Below are 23,765 nucleotides of genomic sequence, written 5' to 3'. Positions count from 1 at the left end.
AGACTTTAAAAACCATAAACTGTATAATGATACCATCGTTTTCTGATGAAGCACTGTATACCTTGCTCTGCAAATATCTGCTGGATGAAGCAGATCAGGAAGAGCGTGCCTGGGTAAACAGTTGGCTCGCAGACCACGAGGATAATGTCCAGTTACTGGAAGCACTCCGGAAAGTACTGGATACGGCCGCTGCTCAACAGTACTCCATGCCAGTCAGCACCGACTCCTCCTGGGACCAGTTGTATAGCCGTATGAACGTGGATGAGAAACTGGCGGATGAGCCAATTTTGACCCCTGTCAGCAATTTCTCCTGGTCTACCTTCCTGAAAGTAGCCGCAGTACTGCTGCTACTAGTAGGCGTTGGCGGATGGTTTCTAGCCACCAGACCTGCCGCCCGCTATAATGGGCCTGTAGCCACCACACTTGCAGACGGTAGTAAAATCGAGCTGAAAGGAGATGCCTCCAGCCTTAGTGTAGCCAAAGGATTTAACGATAAGAACAGAAAAGTGGAGCTGAAAGGTAGCGCCGTTTTTGATATCACTGCTAATCCCGCTCAACCATTTATCGTTTCCCTCGGACATACCGAAGTGAAAGTGCTCGGTACCCGCTTTACCGTAAATTATGAACCCAATAAGTCTGTCCTACAAGTACATGTTAGCAGCGGAAAAGTAATGGTGATAGACCATTCCCGCTCCGATAGCGTTATACTAACGGAAGGTATGCTCCTGCAACAGGATGCTAATAAACCTGATTTTCGTATAGCCGCCCATGTACTGGACCCTGCAAATAAATCCCTGACATTCCGTAACGTGCCGCTGGAAGAAGTATTACAGACAGTAACTGCTGTATATGATGTGAAAGTAGTGGTAGATAATACTTCCCTCCTTAAACTGACTATTAATGCTGACCTGACTGGATCGCCAATTGATAGTGTCATGGAAACCCTCGCCGTAAGTACTTTGGCGCATTGGGAAAAAACAGGCGACAGACAATATCGCATTTATAAGGAGCGATAGTATCACTATAATCTGTACATCATACTTTTAATTTAACCATAATATGTCGTTAGCCGGAAAACTGTTAACGGGCCTGCTGTTATTGTGCATGCCGTTACAGGTTTTGGGTTGGGATTGGCAGACAAGGGTATCGGTAAGTGTAAAGGATCAGCCTATCCAGGCTGTTTGTGAGTTGTTGGAAAAAAATTATGGTATCCGTTTCTCCTATAGTCGGGATCTTGTCAATTTATCCAGGAAAATAACATTAACTGTCCGTCAGCAACGCCTCAAAACGCTGCTGGAAGACCTCTTTACCCCTGATCGTATCCGATTTACCCGGGTAGGAGATCTCATTGTATTACAACCACAAATCCTTTCTACCCGTACTATCAGCGGATATGTACAAGATGCTGTAACTGGGGAAAAACTGCCTGGAGCAACCGTTTGGTCGCCCTCCTTGAAGCAAGGCACTGTTACCAATCAATTTGGTTTTTTTAGTTTTACGACCACCGCAGATACTAGCGCGGTGATTATTTCATATATAGGGTATCAATCCAAATGGCAACAACTACCTTCCCATAATACGCTCCTAAATGTTGCACTGGAATCCACCACCAATCTCCAAGAGGTAGTCGTGAGCGCTGCAGAAGGCCATAAACTGCAAAACCAGACTCAGATGAGTAAGGTGAATATCAACAGTGCAGATGTTAGGGCCCAACCGAAATTACTCGGAGAAGCGGATCTGCTACGAACTTTACAGGCCATTCCTGGTGTCAGTGGCGGTATGGATGGGATTTCAGGAATACATGTGAGAGGTGGAAGTCCGGATCAAAACCTTATCCTGCTGGATGGTTCACCTATATTCAACTTCTCTCATTTCTTCGGGGTATTCTCGTTGCTGAATGCGGATTTAGTGAAATCTACGGATCTGTATAAAGGCGCGTTCCCGGCTCGTTTTGGAGGGCGACTCTCCTCTGTATTAGATATCACCTTGAAGGATGGTGATATGAAGCAGTTGCATGGCGATGTTGCCATCGGTTTGATCGCTGCTAAATTTGATCTGGAAGGGCCCCTCATCAAGGATAAAACATCTTTTATTGTCAGTGCAAGAAGGTCGTACCCAGACCTGTTGTATAATACGGTGGTCAGCCTGAAGGATGGAAATACAAATTCCTCCCTGCTGGCTTATTTCTATGATGTGAATTTGAAAGTCAATCATATCTTTTCTCCGAAAGACAGGATCTTTCTCAGCTACTATAAAGGAGAGGATAAGTTGAGTGTTAAAGAGGCCGAAGATGGTTCCCCCATCGATACCACCCGCATCAATACACAGTTTAACCATTTCCAGATGGGATGGGGGAATATCGTTGCAGCATTGCGTTGGAACCATATTTTCGGACCAAAGCTATTCTCCAATGTTAGTGTGAACTACTCCCAGTATGCCTTTAACACGGAAGTGGGCTATAAATATTCCATTCCAGCTATCAATGAAGTAGGTGATCAGTATGGTCGATATTATTCGCGGATGGAAATTGGTGGTTTGAAGGTGGATTTTGATTACAGGCCAGAACCCAAGCACAGCATGCGTTTTGGGACTGCTATTAATACACATTATTTCCGACCTTCCGTTTCTTCCTTTGTGGATAAAGGTAGTAATGTTACTCCGCTGGACACCGCTACCAACGGTCCCAGAAATACGGCTGTAGAGATGCTGTTGTATGCGGAAGATGATTGGCAGTTGCTGCCTTCCTTATATGTTAATATAGGGCTGCATGCTTCCGCATTTATGGTGTCTGGACGGTTGTATCATAGTTTGCAACCCCGTATGGGCCTGCGTTACATGTTGCCGAACAACTGGGCGCTCAAAGCAGCTTACACACAGATGAATCAATATATTCACCTGCTCTCCAATAATGGGACTGCATTACCTACTGATATCTGGGTGCCATCTACGGATAAAGTAGGCCCTATGAGCTCTCAACAAGTGGCCCTGGGGATTGGTAAAACCACTCGTGAACAAGCATGGGAATTCTCCATGGAAGGGTATTACAAAACGATGTCTAACATGATCGAATATACGGAGCCGACAGGTTTGCTGACGACAGACGTATTGCGCTGGGATCGGAATGTTAGCATTGGGAAAGGATGGAGCTACGGCGGAGAACTGATGATTACCAGAAAGAAAGGTAAACTGACAGGCTGGTTGGGATATACGCTGGCCTGGAGCAACAGACAGTTCCCAGATATCAACAATGGCCGCATCTTTCCTTATAAGTACGACCACCGGCACGATATTGAATTACTGTTGAATTATGAGATTAACAAAAACTGGGAATTCTCCGCGGCGTGGAGGTTTACCTCCGGCGCACCGCTTACCTTGCCTGTAGCGAGCTATGAAGGCATTGAAACCGGGTCTCCCTGGGACCCTGCTCCCAGCAACACTTCCCCGGTGGATAAGTATACATCCCGGTATAATTACAGAATGGAAAACTCGCACCGACTAGATATTGGCGTCACCTGGGTGAAACAGAAAAAACGATGGAGTCGCAGTTGGAACTTCAGCATCTTTAATGTCTATAACCAGCAAAATCCCTTCTACTATTTCGTGAAGAAAGATGATGGCGCAAAACAACGTTATCTCTCTAAACTGGTTATACTACCACTACTCCCTAGTATTACCTACAGTGTAAAATTCTAATGCAAATGAAGAACCGAATCATTTTCATATATGCGTTGACGTTACTATTGCTCGCAGGTTGCGAGCGAAAAGTGGATGTTGCATTTTCCTATGAAGGGAATAAACTGGTGGTCAATAGCCTGATCCAGGCTGATAGTACTATTTATGTCAGGGTAACAAAGAGTGTTCCGGTAAATGTTTATAATGATGCCGACTTTCGCGAGGTAGAGCATGCGAATGTCAATATACAGGACGATAAAGGGAACACCATCCCTGTTACCTACAAGAATATTCTCGGTAACAATTATTTCGTGTCTTCCCAAACTGCTACCACTGGCATAAAATATACCATATCAGCGTCTGCTCCTGGTCTTACGCCTGTATCCGGCACGGATACCCTGCCTGCCCCACCGCAAGTATACGGAGCTGCCGCACAACGAACTTTTAGTCGTGTCACTTTCGGGCTAAAAGACTATCCGATGGCGGAGAACTACTATCGGATTCGTTTATTCCATGCCGATAGTAATGGCGCTATCCTGTCTGGTATGTTGTTCCGGCTGGACCCTGCTTTTAATAATAATGTGGTAGACATCATCTCCTCGGCCCCAGCCGCCAATCTCATTATGAGCGATAAACGCTTTGATGGCAGAGAACTCACCTTCGTTTTACAGACACAAGATGCCCTGACTCCCACCAGTTATCTAGTGGTGGAAGTCACAACACTGACCTACAACGCCTATCAATACCTGAAAAGTGTTGCTGCTCAACAACAAAATGTAGGAGGTATCGTATCTGAGCCAGTGAGAGTTTTCTCAAATGTATTGGACGGTTATGGTATCGTAGCTGGCATAAACGCTAGAAGATTGCTGTTTAAAGTTGACTAAATAGGTAGCAAATTTTTATTCCTCTTCTGTTCCATTGTTCATCGCTTCATGAATGGCATTGGCCATCTGTACGGACTGACTGATGATTACCCGCTGCAATTGTTTACTGTCTTCCGGCGATAATTCCCGCGATGCCGGATAATGCCTAGCTATTAGCTCATTTGCCGCAGCAACAAGACCATCCTGCATATTGACGATTCTTAAGTGTTCCTCCATAGCATCCTGAAAATCTGGTGAAAAAGGATCTAATATCTCATCCCAATCCATGTGAATAGCAAATTACTTTTGCGCGTATAACACATAAAAGAAAAATTAGTTGAACAACGAACTATATTTTTTCAATCGATTTATCTAGTGCCGGTATTGGGGCTATTTGTTTGTGTATGAACCTTTTCTGGGAACGTGTGTTGTCTTATCGGCGCCCCAAATGCATAAATTTTAGTGTTCGCTCTTTGGATCTCGTCCTATTCCCCAATGGGTGCTACTATGAAACCCCAAACAGAAAATCCGCAACACTAAACAAGGACAACATGCGCAAACAATTGTGCTATATCAACTATAAGGTTGCTCTAATCGTACTGCTTTCCCTGCTGCCACGTATGGTATCCGCCCAGGCGAAACTGGACAGCCTTATCAGGAGAATAGACAGTCTCGAAGCTAAAATGAACCAGGTGCAAGGACGTATTATACGTCAGATGCCTGCCAGTAGAACGGAAACAAGAAGCGCCCTCGAAGCTGGAAAGCTCGGCGGCTTTGTGGTGGCGGATTTTAGGAATACGAAACTAACTATTGGCGGTTTTATTCAGGCGGATTTTATCTATGATTTTAAAGAACCGGGAAATATACATGCATTTGTCCCGTCTTCTATACCCATCAATAATTCACCAAAGGGCGTACTTAATTTTTCACCAAGACAGACCCGCCTGGGCATTGGTTCAGAGTCTGATACCAAATTAGGAAAACTGAAAACGATCCTGGAATTTGACCTGTTTAATCCTGATGGCACCTCTGTGCCGAGGCTTCGTCATGCATGGGGACAAGTGGGCAGATGGGGGGCAGGTCAATACTGGTCCACATTCATGGACATTGATGCTTTTCCCAACATATTAGATTACCAGGGCCCAAATGCGATGGCAATTTCCAGGCAGATACAAGTCCGTTATACACAACCGCTTACCTGGAAATCGAGTTTGGCTTTCAGTTTTGAAAATCCCGGCAGTGATGTGAAATACCCCGCTGATTCAGGACTTTCCGTCCGTACCATATTTCCGGATTTCGTTGCACAGTATCGCTACAATTTCACAGATATCACACATTTCCAATTGGCAGGCTTGCTACATCCAATCAGCTACGATGATGTATTGAAGCGGGACCATTCTAGTATTGGCTGGGGCTTCAACCTGTCCGGTTCAGTGGAGGTGAATGAGCGCATCAAAGATAATTTCGATTACCAGGTAGCCTATGGGCAGGGAATCGCCCGATATTTCAATGACCTGGCCGGTAGTGGACATGATGCCGTAGCGAAAAGCAAAGCTAGTATTGAGGTGCTCCCGCTATTTGCTGCGATGCTATTTTATGAACATTGGTGGAGCGACGAACTCAGTTCTGAGCTAGGTTATAGTTATCTGAAACTGGAACAACAACGTTTTCTGCCAACCACGGATTTTAGTTCCTCACAATATGGCGTACTGAATTTGCTCTATTATCCATCTGCTTTTGTGAAATTTGGGCTCGAATTTTTATACGGCAAACATACTACGATCGATAAGCAACATAGCGATAATAGTAGGCTGCAGGTATCTATGATGTACAAATTTTAAAATACCTTTTATGAAAAAAATGAACGCTCTCTTTTGTGTACTAATATGTACACTGTTGTTTGTCAACAGCACGCTGGCACAAAAGAGTAAAGCGCCTCTTACGGAAGCGGCTATACGTAGTGCAGTGAATGAGGCTTATGAAAAGTTTAAGTCGGCCCCTGGAGGAGAGAATGCTAGTTATATTCCCTACCTGGCAGGTGTGGACCCTAAGTTATATGGTATTGCCGTATGCACGGCAGACGGAAAAGTATATGAAGTTGGCGATACAAAATATGAGTTTGGTATTGAGTCTATTTCCAAAGTTTTCGTACTGGCGTTGGCGATGGAAGACCGAGGCGCTCAGGCCATACAAGATAGCATCGGCGTCAATGCTACTGGGATGCCTTTCAATTCCGTACTGGCGATAGAGTTAGAACCGGCCAGAGCGGTAAATCCATTGGTGAATGCTGGCGCGATGGCCACCAATAGTTTCGTCAAAGCCCCTAACAGCGCAGCGAAATGGACTAAAATTGATGACATTTTCGCCAAATTCGCCGGCCGTCGCTTGCCGGTGATAGATAAGCTTTATGCCTCTGAAACTGCCACCAATCAGCATAATCGCGCTATTGCATGGTTGCTGTATTCTTATGGTAGATTTTATGATAATGTAGATGAATCGGTGGATTTATATACGAAAGCCTGTTCTTATGGTTCCAATGCGCGAGATCTGGCGGTAATGGCGGGTACATTGGCCAATAACGGTGTTAACCCTATTACAAAACAACACGTTATTAAAGCGGAGTATTGTCCTAAAATATTAGCCACTATGATAACAGAAGGCTTGTATGATTCTACCGGCGATTGGGTATATCATACTGGCGTACCAGGTAAAAGTGGTGTTGGTGGAGGTATTATTGCGGTGGTACCCGGTAAATTGGCCATCGCTGTGTTTGCTCCCCCCTTGGATAAAGCCGGAAACAGTGTGAAAGGGCAACTGGCTGCAAAATATATTGTGGATAAACTGGGCCTTAACCTGTTGGACGGCAGATAATAATTTTTAATACCGCCAACTGTCCGCAATGGTAGTCGACTGACAAAAAAATGTCAGCTATTCCGTAATTTCATAGAACAAGTTCTCACCATAACAAGTTTTATAATTATGGATGTAAAGGATTATTACAAAATATTAGGCGTAGAGAAGAGTTCGACCGCAGAACAGATAAAGAAGGCTTATAGAAAATTGGCCGTGAAATACCATCCTGACAAGAATCCAGGAGATAAAGCAGCGGAAGATAAATTCAAGGAAATCAACGAAGCATATGAAGTACTGAGTGATGCCGAAAAACGTAAAAAATACGATCAGTTCGGAGAAAACTACAAGTACTATGAACAGCATGGTGGCCGTCCGGAAGATTTTGACTGGTCGCAGTATGGTGGCGGCGGCGGAGGAGGACATACCTATTCCTATTCGGGAAATATGGAAGATATGTTTGGGGGAGAAGGCCATTTCTCGGATTTCTTTGAACAACTTTTTGGCAGGAGCTTTTCGGGAGGTGGTCGCCGCCAACAGCAGTCGTCCCGTGGAAGAGATGTACAAGCCACCATGGAAGTGAGCTTGGAGGATGCGTACAATGGAGGCACCCGACAAGTAGAAGTAAGTGGTAGCCGACTCAATATTAAGTTAAAACCGGGCCTGTATGAAGGGCAAGTGATCCGTTTGAAGGGAAAAGGTACTCCCGGCCGTAAAGCAGGCGAAAATGGGGATCTGCTGATCACTATTCAACTGGCGCCACATCCGGGATATGAGCTGAAAGGGAAAGACCTGTATGCAGATGTGGCGGTACCGCTCTATACAGCCGTATTGGGAGGGAAAATTACCGTGCCTACGCCTGGAAGTGCCCTGCATATGAATATTCCGGCTGGCACCGATAGCGGAAAAGTATTCCGACTGAAAGGAAAAGGTATGCCAGCATATGATAACAATGGCACTGCCGGGGACTTGTACATAAAATCAGTGGTACATATCCCTACCAAACTGACGGAAAAAGAAAAAGAACTGTTTCAGCAACTTTCACAACTAAATGGTAACAGCCATGCTTAAACTATTTGATTACTTGGAAGATTTTGTCGCAACAGAGCGCATCTCGCACTTGCATCATCCACCCTTGCCCTATACGGCCAGTGAAATCCTGAAAGAGCTGGGCTATGAAGAACTGGGGATGCTACAGGAGCCGCTGGACCGTGCCATGCATGCCTGTGCGGCGCTGAACATACCGGTGGACTACAACTTCAAAAAAGTTTACTGCTTTAAAGACGGCGAAATGATGACCGATTGGCAACTCTCCGAGTTGGCCTCTTATCTCTTTATGATCAACTGCAATCCATTAAACCCAGTGGTTGCCAAAGCACAACTGATATTCATGATGAAAGACAGCGTATGAGAGATGTAAACAGGACCGGAGTACTTATAGTGATCATTATGGGAACTATCATGGCAGGGATAGATTCCAGTATTGTAAATATTTCTCTTCCTGTAATGAGTCGGCAGTTCAACTGTACCCTCGATGAAATAGAATGGGTCATCACTGTGTACATGTTGAGTTTCTCCGTGCTCATGCCTTTGACCAACTGGTTGAAAAACCGTATTGGATTCTTTAACCTGTATCTAGGCGCTATTATCATTTTTACTATCGGGTCCTTACTTTGCGCACTCTCCGATAATTTACCTTCCCTTCTGGCTGCCCGCATTTTACAAGCATTAGGAGGAGGCGCCATGGCGCCTACCTCCATGGCTATTATCTCTTATATTTTCCCCTCGCGGGTACGAGGCACTATTCTCGGATGGTGGGGACTGGGCAACCTCGTAGGACCCGCCATAGGCCCTACGCTGGGTGGGATATTGACGGAAAAATTCGGCTGGCCGTCTATCTTTTATATTAATTTACCAATCGGTATACTGACTGTTTACATGGCCTTTAAATACCTGGGCATACTGCGTAAGCAGCCACGGGTAAAGCTACCTTTTGATTTGGCTGGATTTAGTATGCTGACCATCTTTTTGGTATGTCTCCAATATGGGATTGCAAAAGCTGAGCGGGTGGGCATCACGTCTCCCCAAATCCTCTTTACACTCGCTATCGCCTTCATCGCATTAATCGCTTTTATCATTGTTGATCGCAGGGTGAAGACCCCGATTATGGATTTGGAGTTATTCAGCAATTATTCATTTGTCAGTTGTATACTGGTGACGATCTCGCGGGCGGCAGCCCTGTTTGGCGGACTATTCCTGATGCCTTTCCTACTACAGGAACAGATGGGTTATTCAGAAGGTATGTCTGGGTTGTTGATTCTTCCCAACTCCGTATTTATGGCCGTTTTGATGCCTTTTGCAGGGAAGTGGTCCGATAAACATGGTAGTAGGGAAATATCCCTTGCCGGGATTTTATTGCTAGCACTATCCATGTTTCTCTTTGCCGGATTGGATAAAGGGAGCGGCATCAACTCCGTCATCATCACCATGACGATACGCGGATTGGGAATGGGATTATTACTGGCGCCCCTGAACGCTGCCACACTCAGTGCGGTAAGGCCTGCAGAGGTGACCATGGCATCCAGTATTAGTACCTTGATGCAACAGGTAGGCGGCGCGCTGGGCATCGCCATGCTGGCGATTATCACGCAAGACACTTACAACAAGCATATCCTCGAAGGACTTCCAAATATGCAAGCGCATCATTTCGCATTGAAGCAAGGGTTTCATATATCCATGGTGATACTATTGATAACCCTGATACCAGCCTGGTTTATGCCTCGTAGAAATGTTGTGCGTACTACAGGAGGAGATGAAGCCCATATCGATACTTAAGAATATAATTTATCTTGCCTTATCTTTTCAGTGATGCCCATTAGCACTAAAAAACGCATTTTGATGATCGATGATGACGAGGATGATTTCTTTCTCGTCAATGCCCTGTTGCAGGACATTTCGCCGGATCAGTATTTGCTGGAATGGGCATCGTCCTATCAGAAAGGAATGGACGCTATTGCCCGGCAGCAGCATGATTTGTACCTGGTGGATTATCGCTTGGGTAGTCATACGGGCATCGATATACTGAAGTATTTTCATGTACTGCGATATGAAGCACCGGTGATACTATTTACTGGTAAAGGTGATTACCAGATTGATAATGAAGCCATGGCGGCCGGTGCGTCTGAATATCTGGTGAAGAGCGAAATTACGGCTACCTTACTGGAACGGGCTATCCGTTATACCTTGGATAAATATGCGCATCTCCACGAGATCGCGAAAAGTGAAAAGCGATATTTCAGCATTTTTGAAAAATCGAATGACCTGATTTTGCTGGTAGACAGACATCAGCGAATTATGGCTGCAAACCCCGCAGCTATTCGACTATTTGGCTATGACGAAAACGTATTATACAGTTTCCATTTAAGTAGATTATTTGCAGTTACGGAAGACGCGGTTGCCTTTGACAGCAAAAACCTCTCGCAGCACGGAATTATTCAGCAAGAATACGTGCTCCGCAATCGGGTAGGTCAATTATTGGATGTGATGATGAGTATTTCCATGCTGGATGAAAAGAACGATCAATATCTATGCATCATCCAGGATATCACTGCACGTAAACAAAAAGCCAGGGAAAAACAGCAACAAGAAAAATTCGCGATCACCGGAAGGATCGCGCGCGTAGTAGCGCATGAAGTGAGGAACCCGTTGACAAACATTTTGCTGGCCACTTCTCAATTAAAAATGGAGCCCTTGGCAGAAACAGATGAGGCACAGTTGTACCTGGATATTATGGAGAGAAACTGCCAACGCATTAATCAGTTAGTGAGTGCCTTGCTGGAATCCACAAAAATGGTGGAGTTAACTATGAAACCCGTGCTCTTGAATAGTTTACTAGAGAAAGCATTACAACTAGCTGCGGATAGATTGCAGTTAAGTAATACGAGGGTAGTAAAAGAATTGACAGACAAACCGTTGGAAATACTTGCAGATGAGGATAAGTTGGTGATAGCATTTTTGAATATCATTATCAATGGAATAGAAGCAATGACGCCGGGAGAGGGCGTGCTGGAAATCAGTTCTGTCGTGGAAAACAAGACGGTTATTATTCGTATATCCGATAACGGTAGTGGTATACCGGAAGAGAACCTCAATAAATTATTCGAGCCCTTTTTTACTAGTAAAACAAAGGGTACTGGATTGGGATTAACGGCTACCCAAAATATCATACTGAATCACAAGGGATTAATAAGTGTTAAGAGTAAACCTGGTAAAGGAACTAGCTTCTTTATCACGATTCCTTTGTTGCCCTGATTTGAAAAAAAAATATAAATTGCCAAAATATACACTATCTTTCCAGCCGATTTTATACCTACTTCGTTTTAGCCACCCTAAAGAAAAGCTCCGCGTTACTCATGCTTGCAGCATTTGAGATTCGCTTACAAGATCAAAATCAATAATTTAAGTACCAACCAATAGCATGCAGGTCATGCCTGTGTCCTTATTGGCTATTCATCCGACTATGCACCAACTTTACGTACATTGTCTGAGAAAGCGATCTATCCTTTCTCTAGTGTTGCTCCTGTTATCGTTTCTTTCTGTAGTTAGCACTGCTAATGCTGCACGTAGAACAGTTCCTGCAATTGTGCAGGTACAGGGCCCCAACAGCGGAAATTATAAGAAAGGAGATAAACTCCGATTCGCTGTCACCTTTAATACGCCAGTGAAAATTACTGGTGTTGCCAAAATCCCCATAACATTGACGAGCGGCACCCGTTACGCGCAAAATGAAATAGACCTGGTAGGCGGTACTGTACAGTATTTCAGCTATGTTATTGCGCCCGGCGATGATATGAGTGGAACTGTTTCTTGGGGTAATTACATAGATCTATCGTCAGGGTTAATCAAAGATTTAAATAGTACGGATGCGCTGGATGTAGGCAAATATTATTTCCCGGCAGCAACGCCATTGCAGGTAAGTAATGTAGTCATTGATGGTACGCCACCGACAGCTAGTACATTTACTACTAATGGTGCTATCAATGTGCCTAATACCAATGCTGCCTTAACTTTCAATGTCGTTTTCAGCGAACCGGTGATGAATGTGACCAATGCTGGATGGATCGCTTCTGGTAGTAATAAAGTGACTACTGGCGGTTTTACCATTGCGATGAATGCAGATAAGAAAACGGGTCTTGCTACATTTACCAACGTAGTCAATACAGATCCCAGTGCCGTGTCCACTTTTGGTCTGGTGCTAAAAGCGGCGCTCTGTGGTATTACAGACCTTGCAGGAAACCCATTGGGATTCGATGTTCCCAGTAACTCTTATTACCTCGATAAAGCGCCGGAAATTGGGCCGATGCCTACTATTACTGTTGTTGGAGGGAAAACGAATGTCAATGGCCCCTTTAGTATTAATATCACTTTCGACAAGTCTGTTACAGGCGCTTTTGATCCCACTAAATTATTAGCTTCTAACGCCAGCGCTACCTTTACTGGTACGGCAGTTGGCGGTCCCTACACCTATACTATCACCCCCAATGCTTCGCCAGTTGCAGGGACTATTACCCTGCAACTGCAGGCGAATGCCGTCAGCGGACAAACAGGAACACCTAGTAGCGCTTCCGCACCTGTCACTGTTAATTATGATTTACAGCGACCTACTGTTACCATTACGCCCAATGTAGATTTTATAGCAAAGCTATTTAAGCCTGTAATTACTTTCAGCAAACCTGTAACAGGTTTGACTTTGAGCGGATTGACAGGCACTAACGGCACACCCACATTAACGGAAATTTCTCCGTTCGATCATACTACTTACCAAGTAAGTTTTTCACCAGTAGCAGATGAAACAGATATCACTTTTGGTGTAATAGATAATGCCGCTACTGATAATTTTGGAAATGGGAATATCGCTAATTCCATTACCTATCACTATGATGTGAAGCCGCCAGTAGTGTCTAAAATTGTGGCATTGATTACCGGTCCTACTAATGGTACTACCGGTTCCTTCCAGGTTACTTTCAGCGAAAATGTGCAACCACCTGCTGCTACTGACTTTGCGGCCGTAATGTCTGCTGGATTAACTGGTGCAACCGTAACTGCTGTTACGCAGATTAGTCCTACTACTTACCAGGTAGACTTCGGCAATATTGCTGGAGATGGTAACCTACAGTTACAAATACCTGTGGGTAATAATATCAAGGATCTGAGCGGAAATTTGTTGGTGGGGCCGATTGTTAGCAGTGCTTATATTACGTATGATCATACTGCACCAATACTCACCTTACCAACCGCCACCACTTTTAACGCACCTTTTACTTTCGTATATACGTTCAATGAACCTGTAGTCATTGGGAATACATCTTCTGTCACCTGGACGAATGCAACTGTTTCCGCCATTACACAGGTGGATGCTACGCATTATCAGCAAACAGTAACGCCTACGGCTATAGGGAATTTTTCTGTAAATGTGCTGGCAGACGCATTTCATGATATTGCCGGAAATCCTTTAGCACAGGCGTATTCATTTACAGCTACCTATAATAATACGATACCTACTGTCACGCTTTCCGGACCAGGTTCCTATAATAGTCCGTTTACCATTAATGTACACTTATCCGCAGCATTGACACCAACGCTAGATGTATCTTTTTTTTCCATCACTAATGGTACGATAAGCAATATAGCACCTACTTCTGCTGTGGATTATACATTCGTGGTAACGCCAAATATGGCCGGGCCTATAACTGTTTTTATGAAGGCGGGTATGGCTACCAATGGATTTGGCGTATCCAATGCCCAATCCAATATGCTCACTTGGACTTACGACCCATTACCATTCAATATAAATCTGACAGCCCCAGTAAATGCCATCAACACGTTTGATGTTACGGTGAATCTCACGAAACCAGTATCGCAATTAACTACATCTAACCTAAGCATTACAAATGGTACTGTAACAAATATTATCAAAGTTTCGGATCAGGAATATACCGTGACTGTAGGTATAACATCAACTGGCGCTGTAACTGTAACTGTTCCTGCGAACCAGTTTACGGATGCTGTAGGTAGGCCCAATGCACAAGGAGGGCCCATTACTGTTAATGGTGTGTTGAATCATGCTCCAACGGATATTGCGCTAGATAATAGCACCATAGCGGAAAACAAAGCAATCGGTACGCTCATAGGGAATTTCAGTACTACAGATGTTGATCCTGGGAATACATTCACTTATACTTTGAGCGGCGCAGATGCAGCCAGCTTTGCAGTGAATGGTAGTCAGTTGATATCCAATGTGGTATTTGATTACGAAGTAAAATCTTCCTATCAGGTTACTGTTACTGCAACAGATAATTATGGCGCTTCCTTTACTAAGACCTTTACCATTACTGTTCTGGATGCCAATGAGCCCCCAACGGATATTACGCTGAGCAATAGTAGCATTGATGAATTCAAGCCACAAGGTACGTTGGTTGGTACGCTCAGCACCACTGATCCTGATGCTGGCGATACATTTACTTATACATTTGCCGGTGGTGCAGATGATGCTTCGTTTAGCATTGTAGGCAATCAGTTGAAATCTAATGCAGTATTTAATTACGCCCTCAAGAATACATATCAGATTAAGATTAAAGTAACTGATGTTGGTGGATTGAGCTTCATGAAGGATTTCGTAATAACTGTTATCGCTACTGTGCCAACAAGTATCAGTTTGGATAATACCACTGTTATTAATGGTTCTCCTGTCGGTACATTGGTAGGTAATCTTTCCGCTACCAGTCCAATTCCTGGAGATAATTTAACTTATGGATTCGCTGGTGGCCCGGATGATGCCTCCTTTACCATTGTGGGCAATCAGTTGAAAGTAAATACTGTAGTTGATTACGCCACGAAAAATACCTATAATATCGCGATTTACGTATCCGGTTCCGGCGGCACTTTCTCCAAACCTTTCGTCATAAAGGTGATTAACCATGCGCCAACGGATATCAACCTTGATAATACTGCTGTTCCAGAAGGATCTGCAGTGGGCACTACCGTAGGAAATTTAACAGCAACAGATGTAGATGCGGGAGACACGTTTACTTACACCTTCGCAGGCGGCACAGATGACGGTGCATTTACCATTTCTAATAATCAGCTAAAAACGGCTGCCGTATTCAATTACGCGACGAAGAACACTTATAATATCAAAATTAAAGTGACCGATGCCGGTGGATTGAGCTACACCAAAGATTTCGTGATAACCGTTACGAAAGTGAACCATGCGCCAACGGATATCAGTCTGGATAATACGGCTGTTCCAGAAGGTTCCGCCGTTGGAACTACTGTAGGAAATTTAACAGCAACAGATGTAGATGCGGGAGACACGTTCACTTATTCCTTCGCAGGCGGCACAGATGACGGTGCATTTACCATTGTTAATAATCAGCTAAAAACGGCAGCCGTATTCAATTACGCGACAAAGAGCACTTATAATATCAAAATTAAAGTAACGGATGCCGGTGGATTGAGCTACACCAAAGATTTCGTGATAACCGTTACGAAAGTGAACCATGCACCAACGGATATCAGTCTGGATAATAACAAAGTGCCAGAGGGCTCCGCTATCGGTACTGTAGTAGGTAATTTTACTGCAACCGATCCAGATGCCGGAGATACATTTACATATTCCTTTGCAGGTGGTACAGATGATGCGCAGTTTACTATCAGCGGCAACCAGTTGAAAACGGCTGCTGTGTTCAATTACGCGACGAAGAATACTTATAGTATCAAGATTAAAGTGACCGATGCCGGTGGATTGAGCTTTACGAAAGATTTCACGATCAATGTTACAAGTACGAACAGTGCACCTACCAATATTACCCTTGATAAAAACACGATCCTGGATAAAGCGGCTGTAGGAACATTAATCGGTAGCTTCTCTGCTACTGATCCGGATGCGGGTGAAACCTTCACCTGGGCATTTGCCGGCGGACCAGATGATGCACAGTTTAAACTGACAGGTAATCAGTTGTTCTCTAATGCTGCAATTAACTATCTGCAGAAGAGCAGTTATACCGTTCGTATACGCGTTACCGATCACGGTGGACTGACCTTTGAAAAAGATTTCGTTATCAACGTACTGTTTATAAACCAGCCGCCAACTATCGATCCGGTGACAAATCAGGTGGCGTGTGATGGCCATCAAGCGCAGGAAATCAAGCTAACAGGACTGAGCGCAGGACCTGAAACAAATCAAAATATCACCATTGTGGCTACTAGTAGCAATGATTTCTTCGAAAGCCTGACTACCCGTGATAATAAAGATGGTACTGGTGCTATCCGCTATACTTTAAAACAGAATATCAGCGGTACTACTACTATTACTGTGCTGGTACGTGATGATGGCGGCACTGCCAATGGCGGTGTAGATCAAAAAATCATCACCTTCCAGTTATTGGTAAATGAATTACCTGATGCGAAGATTGTGAGCGATATAGCCAATCCGGTGCCTGCCGGAAGTATCGTACACCTGACCGCCAGCGGCGGAGTGAGCTACCAGTGGGGAGAAGCGCCTGGCATTGTGGATGGTAAAAACACCGCTACCCTCACCATTAAACCAGAAGCTTCCAGTACTTACCTGGTAACAGTTACTAACAGTAACGGCTGTACGGTAACAACAGATTTCAAACTGGAAGTATCAGGGGAAGTAAAGGTAGAAGCTACCAACCTGGTTACTCCAAACGGCGATGGTATCAATGATCGTTGGATGGTGAAAAATATCTCCAGGTATCCGAATAATGAAGTGAGAATTTTTGACAGGGCAGGAAGACTGGTATACAACCGTAAAGGCTATGCCAATGAATGGGATGGTACACTGAACGGCCATCGCCTGGCAGAAGGTACTTATTACTATCTACTGGACCTTGGTAACGGTCAGGTGGTGAAAGGATTTATCACTTTAATTCTTCAACAGTAAACCTATTAAACCGATGCTGAATAGTAAGTTTATTCGATTTGTGGCCATCAGTATAGTATTTACTGTCTGCCAAATGTATACTGCCTTCGGGCAGGATTGGTCTAAGGGAACAGCGCCGCTGCAGCCTTTGGGTAGCCAGTATTTTCAGAACCAGTACCTGGCGAATCCGGCTTTTGCTGGGATTGACACGGGGCTACATATCAATTTATCCTATCGCGGGCAATGGAGCGATGTGCCAGGATCCCCAGTAACCAAGGCTGGTACGGCAGATTACTACGTAGGAAATAGGGTAGGCGCAGGTTTGAATGTTTTTAATGATAAGGCTGGGTTGATTAACCGGACAAAAGTGAGTGCCACTTATGCCTACCATCTCCCACTGAATGCATCCGGAAAAGATATGCTGCACTTTGGTTTGTCTTTGGGAATTAATTCAGAACGCTTAGATAGATCTGCTATTGTTGGGGAGACGAATGACCCTACTATCGGAGGGTTCAATCGTAGAGACAATTATTTCGAGGTTGACTACGGTATGGCCTATACGAATCACAACCTGACATTACAAGCGGCGGTGCCGAATATCATGAATTACTTGCGCAAGGATGATAATAAGACCGTAGATGCCACTACGTTATACGCAGCGGCTTCTTATAAAATTGAATTAAGTGATGCGGTGCCATATATAGAACCGAAGGTATGTTTTAGAGGGGTTCGCGGTTACGATAACCTGGTGGATATCGGAGCGAATGTCGTCTTCCTACAAAAATACTTAAACGTATTTGGTATGTATCATACCAGTAAGAACTTTACGGTAGGGGCTGGTTTAAATTACAAGTCGCTCGCCGGTTTCCAGGTGATGTATACCACTCAGACAGCAGGATTGAAGAATTACACCAGTGGTGCCCTGGAAATAGGCCTGGTAGTACATCTTTTCAGATAATCAGTCAAGATATATCTATTTAGAAAACCCAGGATAAGCAGTCGCCACCGTGCGACTGCTTTTTTATTGGTATCTTTGTGATCAATTTGGTAACCCATTGAAAAAAGTGATAATCTTTTTTGCATTCTGATTCCTCTTCTAGCTTACTGAATTATAGCGACTTATATATCTAGCATTTGGATACTAGTACTGTATTACTCGTGTTGCCGTGCGCGCACTGGGTATTTTCGGGCATGGCGGAAAAAAATGAAAATATAGCAAAGCAGTTCGGTGCCAACCTTAGGAAAATAAGGAAGGGGCAGAATCTGACTCAAGTAGACGTCGCTTTTGACGCGGAACTGGAGCCAAGCTATATGACGCGCCTCGAAAATGGCCGAAGTGAGCCAAGTTTGAGTACTATCCTGGTACTTGCCAAAGCATTGAAAGTAAAAGTGACGGAGCTTCTGGAAGGAATTGAGATTTGAGTCAATCGCCAATAGAAATCTTAAAAATCACTATAGCAGCGGCTAACAAGTAAAACTAGGGTTGGTTATTTTGAATCTTTAAGGGTCATATATTTATTTTTCATAACAGGTCACATAATAGGGAAATGGTTTGGTTCCCTGCTGTTCGTTAATCCGCCTCATCTGCTCATCCACGATTAATTGCTCCGTATACCCCGCTTTTGGAAAGTACTTCGCATCAACTGTCAGTGTAATTGTGATCATTGAAACTGCATTTTGCTCCAATTCTTGTAATTCTTTGAAAAATTTTGAAATAATGATATTTAATTTCTCGTCGTTTTTCATGTCTTTTTGCATGAATGTAAGCATTTTATAGATATTGTACAATTGTGCTAGTTCGATAGTGCTCATTCTGTAATCCTAGTGCTATGTAATTTACAAGCATGGCAAATAAACCAGATATAACCGAGGAAATGCTAGAGGAAAAGTTCCTTGAAATAATCTGTAATTTCAATACTATTCTGAAAGAAAGAAATATCCAACAAGATGATTTCGCTCATGACGTGGGAATTGAGCCTTCCTATATGAATAAGATCCTGAACGCCCACAAAAATCCAGGCTTAAGGATTGTGATAACTATGATATTAGTATTAGAATTGAGGGCGGCAGATCTTATCGATAAAATTCCGCCCCCAGATGTGTTACTCGATTTCAAACAATCGCTGGCGGATAAGCGTCTGCGAAAGGAGGAAAGAAGAGATCAGAAAATAGACACTGGAAAATAACATTAATGCAATTCCCCACAGCCCAAGCTGAAAGAAGGTTTTAATATCAATCAACGAGTTTGCTCCCGCAATAAATGCACTCAAGGCAATGAGAACGCCAAGGGCTGCGGCAATAATAGCCAGTTTTTTCATAAAGGTTATGGTTAGGATAGTAATTGTCTAAAGATAACACTTATGTGTTATGAATGCAAACTCGTGTGAAATTTTTTATTCTTCTACTGCCTTAATCCCTGTTTGTGTAAATATTATCTTTTTTTGCTTGTACAGATTACCAGTGGTCATCTTGAAGGTCTTCTTACTCATACCGAAAAATTCCTGGATTTCTTCCGGAGTAGATTTATCATGATAAGGCAGATAACCATTATTCTCCTGTAAAAGGCGCAAAATCTTCTGCCCCTCATCTTCTACACGCTTATATCCTGGCTGCCCCAATGCCACATCTATTTTGTCGCCCTTTACCTGGCGGATAAAGCCTTTCAGCTTATCTCCAATATCTACTGTACGAAATACATCGCTGAAATGCAGGATACCGGTATGCTGGTTGTTGATGATTACCACATATCCAATCTGCGTCCGACGATAAATGATCAGATCTACTGGATCTTTTTCTTTCAGTTCTATCACTTCATTACTGAGAGTGGCCTCTATACGTTCAGTGGCGGCTACTCTGCCCGTCATCTCATCTAAATAGATTTTCACCAGGTATTCCTGTCCGGGTACCATTTTGGAAATCTGCTGAGACGCAGGTACGAAAATATCTTTCATCAGGCCCCAATCCAGGAATGCGCCCTGATTGGTGGTACTTACCGCCTTCAAGTTTACAATATCACCCACAATGCCATAAGGCTTCTGTGTTGTCGCGATCAGGCGATTTTCAGAATCATGGTAAAGAAATACCTTCAGCTCATCACCTACTTTGGTACCGGCAGGTACAAACCGCGTTGGCAGCAGGATTTCCTGGTCTACACCTTCCAGATACACACCAAATTCTGCTTTTTTCTTTACCCTCAGGAGGTTGAATTCACCTACTTTTATCATCATATTCCATTAATTACAGCCTGCAAGTTACTTATAGATTATCGGATTGCGAGAATCATATTCTTGTTACTTTTGTAACAATCGGATTAAAATCCGGTTTTATACCTGTAATACCGTAGAACCAACCAAACCATCTTATGACGATTTTATTATTCACATTGATCCTACTAGTGGGGGCATTCCTTGCTGGCATGTTGGGATCGCTTACCGGCCTAGGAGGCGGTGTTGTCATTATTCCATTGTTAACCCTGGGCTTCCACACTGATATCCGTTATGCTATCGGTACCGCTCTTATTGCTGCCATTGCGACCTCTTCTGGTTCTGCTTCCGCTTATGTAAAGGAAGGTATCACCAACATCCGACTGGGGATGTTCCTGGAAATCGCCACCACTACGGGCGCTGTCATCGGGGCGCTCATTGCCGTTTATATGCCCACGAATGTCGTGGCGATTATTTTCGGCTGTGTGCTGATATTCTCTGCGATCATGTCTTTCAAACCAAAGAAAGATCAAAGTACGGATGATGATAAGAGTGAACTGGCGCGTAAACTGCGACTCAACAGCACTTATCCCACGCCTACAGGCCCAGTACACTACACCGTAAGACATATACCTGGCGGCTATTTCATGATGATGTTTGCAGGCGTGATGAGCGGATTGTTAGGCATTGGTAGCGGCGCTCTGAAAGTATTGGCCATGGATAATATCATGCGCATTCCTTTTAAAGTGTCTACCACTACGAGCAACTTCATGATCGGTGTAACTGCTGCTGCCAGCGCTGTGGTATACCTGCAAAGGGGATACATTTCACCCGGACTCTGTCTGCCAGTGGTAATAGGCGTACTGCTGGGGGCTTTCGGTGGTTCCAGATTGCTGGTGAAAGCGAATGTGAAAGGACTGCGTTTAGTCTTTAGCGTAGTGATAACTTTCCTAGCCGTACAGATGATTTATAATGGTTATACCGGAAAACTGTAGTGCACATGAAGCGTTATTTCTCAAAACATTACTGGGCTGACAGAGATATTCAGCAACTAATCGGCAAACAATTACGTTTCGGTGTGATACTGTCTAGTATCCTGGTACTCATTGGCGGGATTATTTATTTGTACCGTCATGGGGCCGAAATGCCTTCCTATAGGGAGTTTAATGGTGTAAGAGCGGGTCTCGACTCCTTCTCCGGTATTATCCACGGCGTACGTGGAATTCATGGCATGGAAATCATTCAATTGGGCGTGGTATGCTTAATAGCGACTCCTATTATGCGGGTCGCCTTTTCTGCAGTGGCTTTCCTCTTGGAGAAGGATTACCTGTATGTGCTCCTCACCCTGGTGGTGCTAGGGGTGATCATCTTTAGCATGACTGGCAATCTCGCTGGATAATAGCATTTTCCTGCTTGTCGCCCGTGCCCGATGGGCACGGGCGACGATAAAAAGAAGGGAGTGACGTCTACAAACGTCACTCCCTTCTTTATTCTTTTCGTTAATCGCTTAACTATAACCAACCAGGATTTTGGCCATATGCCGGACCCGTAGATACCGCATTGATCTGATCCTGTGGAATAGGCCGCAGCAAATTCTTTGGACTTTGGAAATTCGCCCTGCAATCTGGTGTATGCTTCTTGATGCGTACTTCCAGTTGACCAGTGCGTACAAGGTCTAGCCAGCGTACATTTTCACCTGCCAGTTCTCGGGAACGCTCATCCAGGATGAAATCCAGATTGAGGTCTGCAGCGGTAATATCCATCAAAGCTTTGTTACCAGTTGGATAAGCGGCTCTTTCCCGAATAGCATTCACATAAGGCACGGCATCGGCTACACGCCCATCCATGAGGAGTGCTTCTGCGGCTATCAGGTAGGTTTCTGCGAGTCGGTAGGCTATCACCGGACGAATAGAGGGCGCATTCATATCAGAGCGCTTCGTGTCTACATACTTACTTAACGCAGGTCCCATACGGGGATTATATTGCGATGATGGAATCAATGTATATGGGGCCGCTGCAATCTGCGCTGCTGTACGAGGCCCCTGCGGCAGATAGATGGCCGTGTCTCCCAATTTAAATTTCGGTCCGCCTGCTACTGCTCCTGCTGGCGCCCCCGCTGGCAAAGGATTTGGCCATTTCGGAATACTATTGGCATTGTTGCAATACCAAACCGTTTGGAAGGTTTTGCTATAACGGGTGTCATTTACACGCTCTTTAAAAATGGTATCAATCAGCCACAACGTAGGAATGGTGCGGATATACGGACGCCCATCTGCGATATCCCGTTGCATACCGTCTACTTTTTCATACTGCGGCACAAATAAATGCACGAGCATATTATCCGGTGTACGGTTATCCTGATTGGGAGAACCGTTGTAAGCTAGGCTGGACGTATGTTGCACCGCCCATAGTACTTCGTTGCTGTTTTCATTTCCTTCGGCAAATACAGACCCAAAATCCGGCAACAGCGAAACGCCCGCTGCACCTGCATTATTGATCACATCCATGGCGGTCGTATAGGCGTCCTGGTAGTCGGTGCCTTGCTTAGCTTTACTGCCGGCGCGAGCCAGGTATACCTTCGCCAATACATGTTTGGCAGCTACTACAGAGGCTCTGCCTGGATCAATGCCCTTTGTACGCGGACTCAAAGGCAGATCTACGATAGCATCTTTCAGATCCTGGATGATGGAATTGTATACATCGGCCATAGGATCGCGTTTGGCGGAGGTAGAAGGTACTGCATTGAATTTAGTACTCAGCGTTACATCTCCCCAAAGCTGCACCAGTACGAAGTAATAATTGGCACGGAGGAACTTCGCTTCCGCTACCATTCGTTTCTTTAGATCATCCTTGATACCGGTTACATCTGGCGCAAACTGGATAACAGCATTACAGGTGTTGATATAGGTGTAACAGTTGTTCCAGAGTGCATTCCCTTTGCCGTCAGTCGCTTGATAGGAGGGCGCTAACAGAAACATATCTGAATTCCCATCGTTGCCACGCATGAACTCATCGGTGGCAGGAGTGGTCAGCGAAAAGTAATCTTCACAACCCCAAATGGTACGTGTGCCTGCATAAGAAGCCGTTAAGGCAGCATTCAATCCCTGGGTGGATTTATAAAAGTCGGGTGTTAATACCCCGTGTGGTTGTTCTTCCAGCATCTTTTTGCATCCGCTAAAAATGAATCCTGTAGCGAGTATGCAGGTAAAGAGAAATATTTTCTTCATAACGATC

The 23,765-nt window shown here is 44.4% G+C and carries 19 protein-coding genes; 14 read left to right on the top strand and 5 right to left on the bottom strand.

The features are described 5' to 3' along the window. The first annotated feature begins 26 nt into the window (after positions 1–26). Genes JO154_RS25110 through JO154_RS25100 form a run of 3 tightly spaced genes read left to right on the top strand, consistent with a single transcriptional unit; the run spans position 27 to position 4,556 of the window. Positions 27–1,016, top strand: coding sequence for a FecR domain-containing protein (locus JO154_RS25110; protein ID WP_291951489.1), 990 nt, complete (start codon positions 27–29; stop codon positions 1,014–1,016). Between the two features lie 43 nt (positions 1,017–1,059). Beyond that, the gene (locus JO154_RS25105; RefSeq protein ID WP_291951486.1) at positions 1,060–3,693 is read left to right on the top strand and encodes a TonB-dependent receptor; all 2,634 of its coding nucleotides are present in this window, start codon (positions 1,060–1,062) and stop codon (positions 3,691–3,693) included. A 5-nt stretch (positions 3,694–3,698) separates the two neighbouring features. Then, positions 3,699–4,556, top strand: a complete 858-nt coding sequence (locus JO154_RS25100) for a DUF4249 domain-containing protein (protein WP_291951484.1) — start codon at positions 3,699–3,701, stop codon at positions 4,554–4,556. A gap of 15 nt (positions 4,557–4,571) precedes the next feature. On the opposite strand, the gene JO154_RS25095 is transcribed toward JO154_RS25100, so the two are convergent. Continuing rightward, a complete protein-coding gene (locus JO154_RS25095) occupies positions 4,572–4,823 on the bottom strand; it encodes a hypothetical protein (protein ID WP_291951481.1) in 252 nt (83 codons plus the stop codon). A gap of 263 nt (positions 4,824–5,086) precedes the next feature. Between JO154_RS25095 and JO154_RS25090 the strand changes: the two genes are divergently transcribed. The 9 genes from JO154_RS25090 (at position 5,087) to JO154_RS25050 (ending at position 18,750) form a co-directional block, all read left to right on the top strand. Next, on the top strand, positions 5,087–6,376 hold the full coding sequence (locus JO154_RS25090; protein ID WP_291951477.1) for a DcaP family trimeric outer membrane transporter: 1,290 nt from the start codon (positions 5,087–5,089) through the stop codon (positions 6,374–6,376). 10 nt (positions 6,377–6,386) lie between these two features. Further along, complete coding sequence (glsA, locus tag JO154_RS25085; RefSeq protein WP_291951474.1) at positions 6,387–7,406, top strand: glutaminase A; 1,020 nt, start codon at positions 6,387–6,389, stop codon at positions 7,404–7,406. A 108-nt stretch (positions 7,407–7,514) separates the two neighbouring features. Then, the gene (locus tag JO154_RS25080; RefSeq protein WP_291951470.1) at positions 7,515–8,456 is read left to right on the top strand and encodes a DnaJ C-terminal domain-containing protein; all 942 of its coding nucleotides are present in this window, start codon (positions 7,515–7,517) and stop codon (positions 8,454–8,456) included. Next, complete coding sequence (locus JO154_RS25075) at positions 8,449–8,796, top strand: hypothetical protein (protein WP_291951467.1); 348 nt, start codon at positions 8,449–8,451, stop codon at positions 8,794–8,796. The genes JO154_RS25080 and JO154_RS25075 overlap by 8 nt, the downstream gene beginning before the upstream one ends. Beyond that, positions 8,793–10,220, top strand: a complete 1,428-nt coding sequence (locus JO154_RS25070; RefSeq protein WP_291951464.1) for a DHA2 family efflux MFS transporter permease subunit — start codon at positions 8,793–8,795, stop codon at positions 10,218–10,220. Before JO154_RS25075 ends, JO154_RS25070 begins: the two co-directional genes overlap by 4 nt. Positions 10,221–10,283: 63 nt before the next feature. Further along, positions 10,284–11,696, top strand: a complete 1,413-nt coding sequence (locus tag JO154_RS25065) for a hybrid sensor histidine kinase/response regulator (protein ID WP_291951461.1) — start codon at positions 10,284–10,286, stop codon at positions 11,694–11,696. 208 nt (positions 11,697–11,904) lie between these two features. After that, the gene (locus JO154_RS25060) at positions 11,905–17,349 is read left to right on the top strand and encodes a cadherin domain-containing protein (RefSeq protein WP_291951458.1); all 5,445 of its coding nucleotides are present in this window, start codon (positions 11,905–11,907) and stop codon (positions 17,347–17,349) included. 13 nt (positions 17,350–17,362) lie between these two features. Beyond that, positions 17,363–18,286 (top strand): PorP/SprF family type IX secretion system membrane protein, encoded by a 924-nt coding sequence (locus JO154_RS25055; protein ID WP_291951456.1) that lies wholly within the window; start codon positions 17,363–17,365, stop codon positions 18,284–18,286. Between the two features lie 176 nt (positions 18,287–18,462). Continuing rightward, complete coding sequence (locus tag JO154_RS25050; RefSeq protein WP_291951453.1) at positions 18,463–18,750, top strand: helix-turn-helix transcriptional regulator; 288 nt, start codon at positions 18,463–18,465, stop codon at positions 18,748–18,750. Positions 18,751–18,843: 93 nt separating this feature from the next. Here JO154_RS25050 and JO154_RS25045 read toward each other — a convergent pair whose 3' ends face one another. From JO154_RS25045 to JO154_RS25035, 3 genes are all read right to left on the bottom strand, one after another. Further along, the gene (locus JO154_RS25045) at positions 18,844–19,086 is read right to left on the bottom strand and encodes a hypothetical protein (protein ID WP_291951450.1); all 243 of its coding nucleotides are present in this window, start codon (positions 19,084–19,086) and stop codon (positions 18,844–18,846) included. Between the two features lie 344 nt (positions 19,087–19,430). Next, a complete protein-coding gene (locus tag JO154_RS25040) occupies positions 19,431–19,646 on the bottom strand; it encodes a hypothetical protein (protein WP_291951447.1) in 216 nt (71 codons plus the stop codon). Positions 19,647–19,721: 75 nt separating this feature from the next. Next, positions 19,722–20,555, bottom strand: a complete 834-nt coding sequence (locus tag JO154_RS25035; protein ID WP_291951444.1) for a S1-like domain-containing RNA-binding protein — start codon at positions 20,553–20,555, stop codon at positions 19,722–19,724. Positions 20,556–20,689: 134 nt separating this feature from the next. Here JO154_RS25035 and JO154_RS25030 point away from each other — a divergent pair, with 134 nt between their 5' ends. Both JO154_RS25030 and JO154_RS25025 read left to right on the top strand, forming a co-directional pair. Then, positions 20,690–21,526 (top strand): sulfite exporter TauE/SafE family protein, encoded by an 837-nt coding sequence (locus tag JO154_RS25030; RefSeq protein ID WP_291951441.1) that lies wholly within the window; start codon positions 20,690–20,692, stop codon positions 21,524–21,526. 5 nt (positions 21,527–21,531) lie between these two features. Next, positions 21,532–21,930 (top strand): DUF1634 domain-containing protein, encoded by a 399-nt coding sequence (locus JO154_RS25025; protein WP_291951438.1) that lies wholly within the window; start codon positions 21,532–21,534, stop codon positions 21,928–21,930. Between the two features lie 112 nt (positions 21,931–22,042). On the opposite strand, the gene JO154_RS25020 is transcribed toward JO154_RS25025, so the two are convergent. Next, positions 22,043–23,758 carry a RagB/SusD family nutrient uptake outer membrane protein gene (locus JO154_RS25020; RefSeq protein WP_291951435.1) on the bottom strand — a complete coding sequence of 572 codons (1,716 nt, stop codon included), beginning with the start codon at positions 23,756–23,758 and terminating at the stop codon, positions 22,043–22,045. Positions 23,759–23,765 lie beyond the last annotated feature (7 nt).

Origin of the sequence: Chitinophaga sp. (assembly GCF_019236475.1) — a bacterium.
Taxonomy (GTDB): Bacteria; Bacteroidota; Bacteroidia; order Chitinophagales; family Chitinophagaceae; genus Chitinophaga.
This window is presented reverse-complemented; position numbering and strand designations above follow the sequence as displayed.

Coding starts and splice junctions, on each gene's coding strand:
- JO154_RS25110 (WP_291951489.1), top strand. CDS start 27: ATGATACCATCGTTTTCTGATGAAGCACTGTATACCTTGCTCTGCAAA.
- JO154_RS25105 (WP_291951486.1), top strand. CDS start 1,060: ATGTCGTTAGCCGGAAAACTGTTAACGGGCCTGCTGTTATTGTGCATG.
- JO154_RS25100 (WP_291951484.1), top strand. CDS start 3,699: ATGAAGAACCGAATCATTTTCATATATGCGTTGACGTTACTATTGCTC.
- JO154_RS25095 (WP_291951481.1), bottom strand. CDS start 4,823: ATGGATTGGGATGAGATATTAGATCCTTTTTCACCAGATTTTCAGGAT.
- JO154_RS25090 (WP_291951477.1), top strand. CDS start 5,087: ATGCGCAAACAATTGTGCTATATCAACTATAAGGTTGCTCTAATCGTA.
- glsA (WP_291951474.1), top strand. CDS start 6,387: ATGAAAAAAATGAACGCTCTCTTTTGTGTACTAATATGTACACTGTTG.
- JO154_RS25080 (WP_291951470.1), top strand. CDS start 7,515: ATGGATGTAAAGGATTATTACAAAATATTAGGCGTAGAGAAGAGTTCG.
- JO154_RS25075 (WP_291951467.1), top strand. CDS start 8,449: ATGCTTAAACTATTTGATTACTTGGAAGATTTTGTCGCAACAGAGCGC.
- JO154_RS25070 (WP_291951464.1), top strand. CDS start 8,793: ATGAGAGATGTAAACAGGACCGGAGTACTTATAGTGATCATTATGGGA.
- JO154_RS25065 (WP_291951461.1), top strand. CDS start 10,284: ATGATCGATGATGACGAGGATGATTTCTTTCTCGTCAATGCCCTGTTG.
- JO154_RS25060 (WP_291951458.1), top strand. CDS start 11,905: ATGCACCAACTTTACGTACATTGTCTGAGAAAGCGATCTATCCTTTCT.
- JO154_RS25055 (WP_291951456.1), top strand. CDS start 17,363: ATGCTGAATAGTAAGTTTATTCGATTTGTGGCCATCAGTATAGTATTT.
- JO154_RS25045 (WP_291951450.1), bottom strand. CDS start 19,086: ATGCAAAAAGACATGAAAAACGACGAGAAATTAAATATCATTATTTCA.
- JO154_RS25040 (WP_291951447.1), bottom strand. CDS start 19,646: ATGAAAAAACTGGCTATTATTGCCGCAGCCCTTGGCGTTCTCATTGCC.
- JO154_RS25035 (WP_291951444.1), bottom strand. CDS start 20,555: ATGATGATAAAAGTAGGTGAATTCAACCTCCTGAGGGTAAAGAAAAAA.
- JO154_RS25030 (WP_291951441.1), top strand. CDS start 20,690: ATGACGATTTTATTATTCACATTGATCCTACTAGTGGGGGCATTCCTT.
- JO154_RS25025 (WP_291951438.1), top strand. CDS start 21,532: ATGAAGCGTTATTTCTCAAAACATTACTGGGCTGACAGAGATATTCAG.
- JO154_RS25020 (WP_291951435.1), bottom strand. CDS start 23,758: ATGAAGAAAATATTTCTCTTTACCTGCATACTCGCTACAGGATTCATT.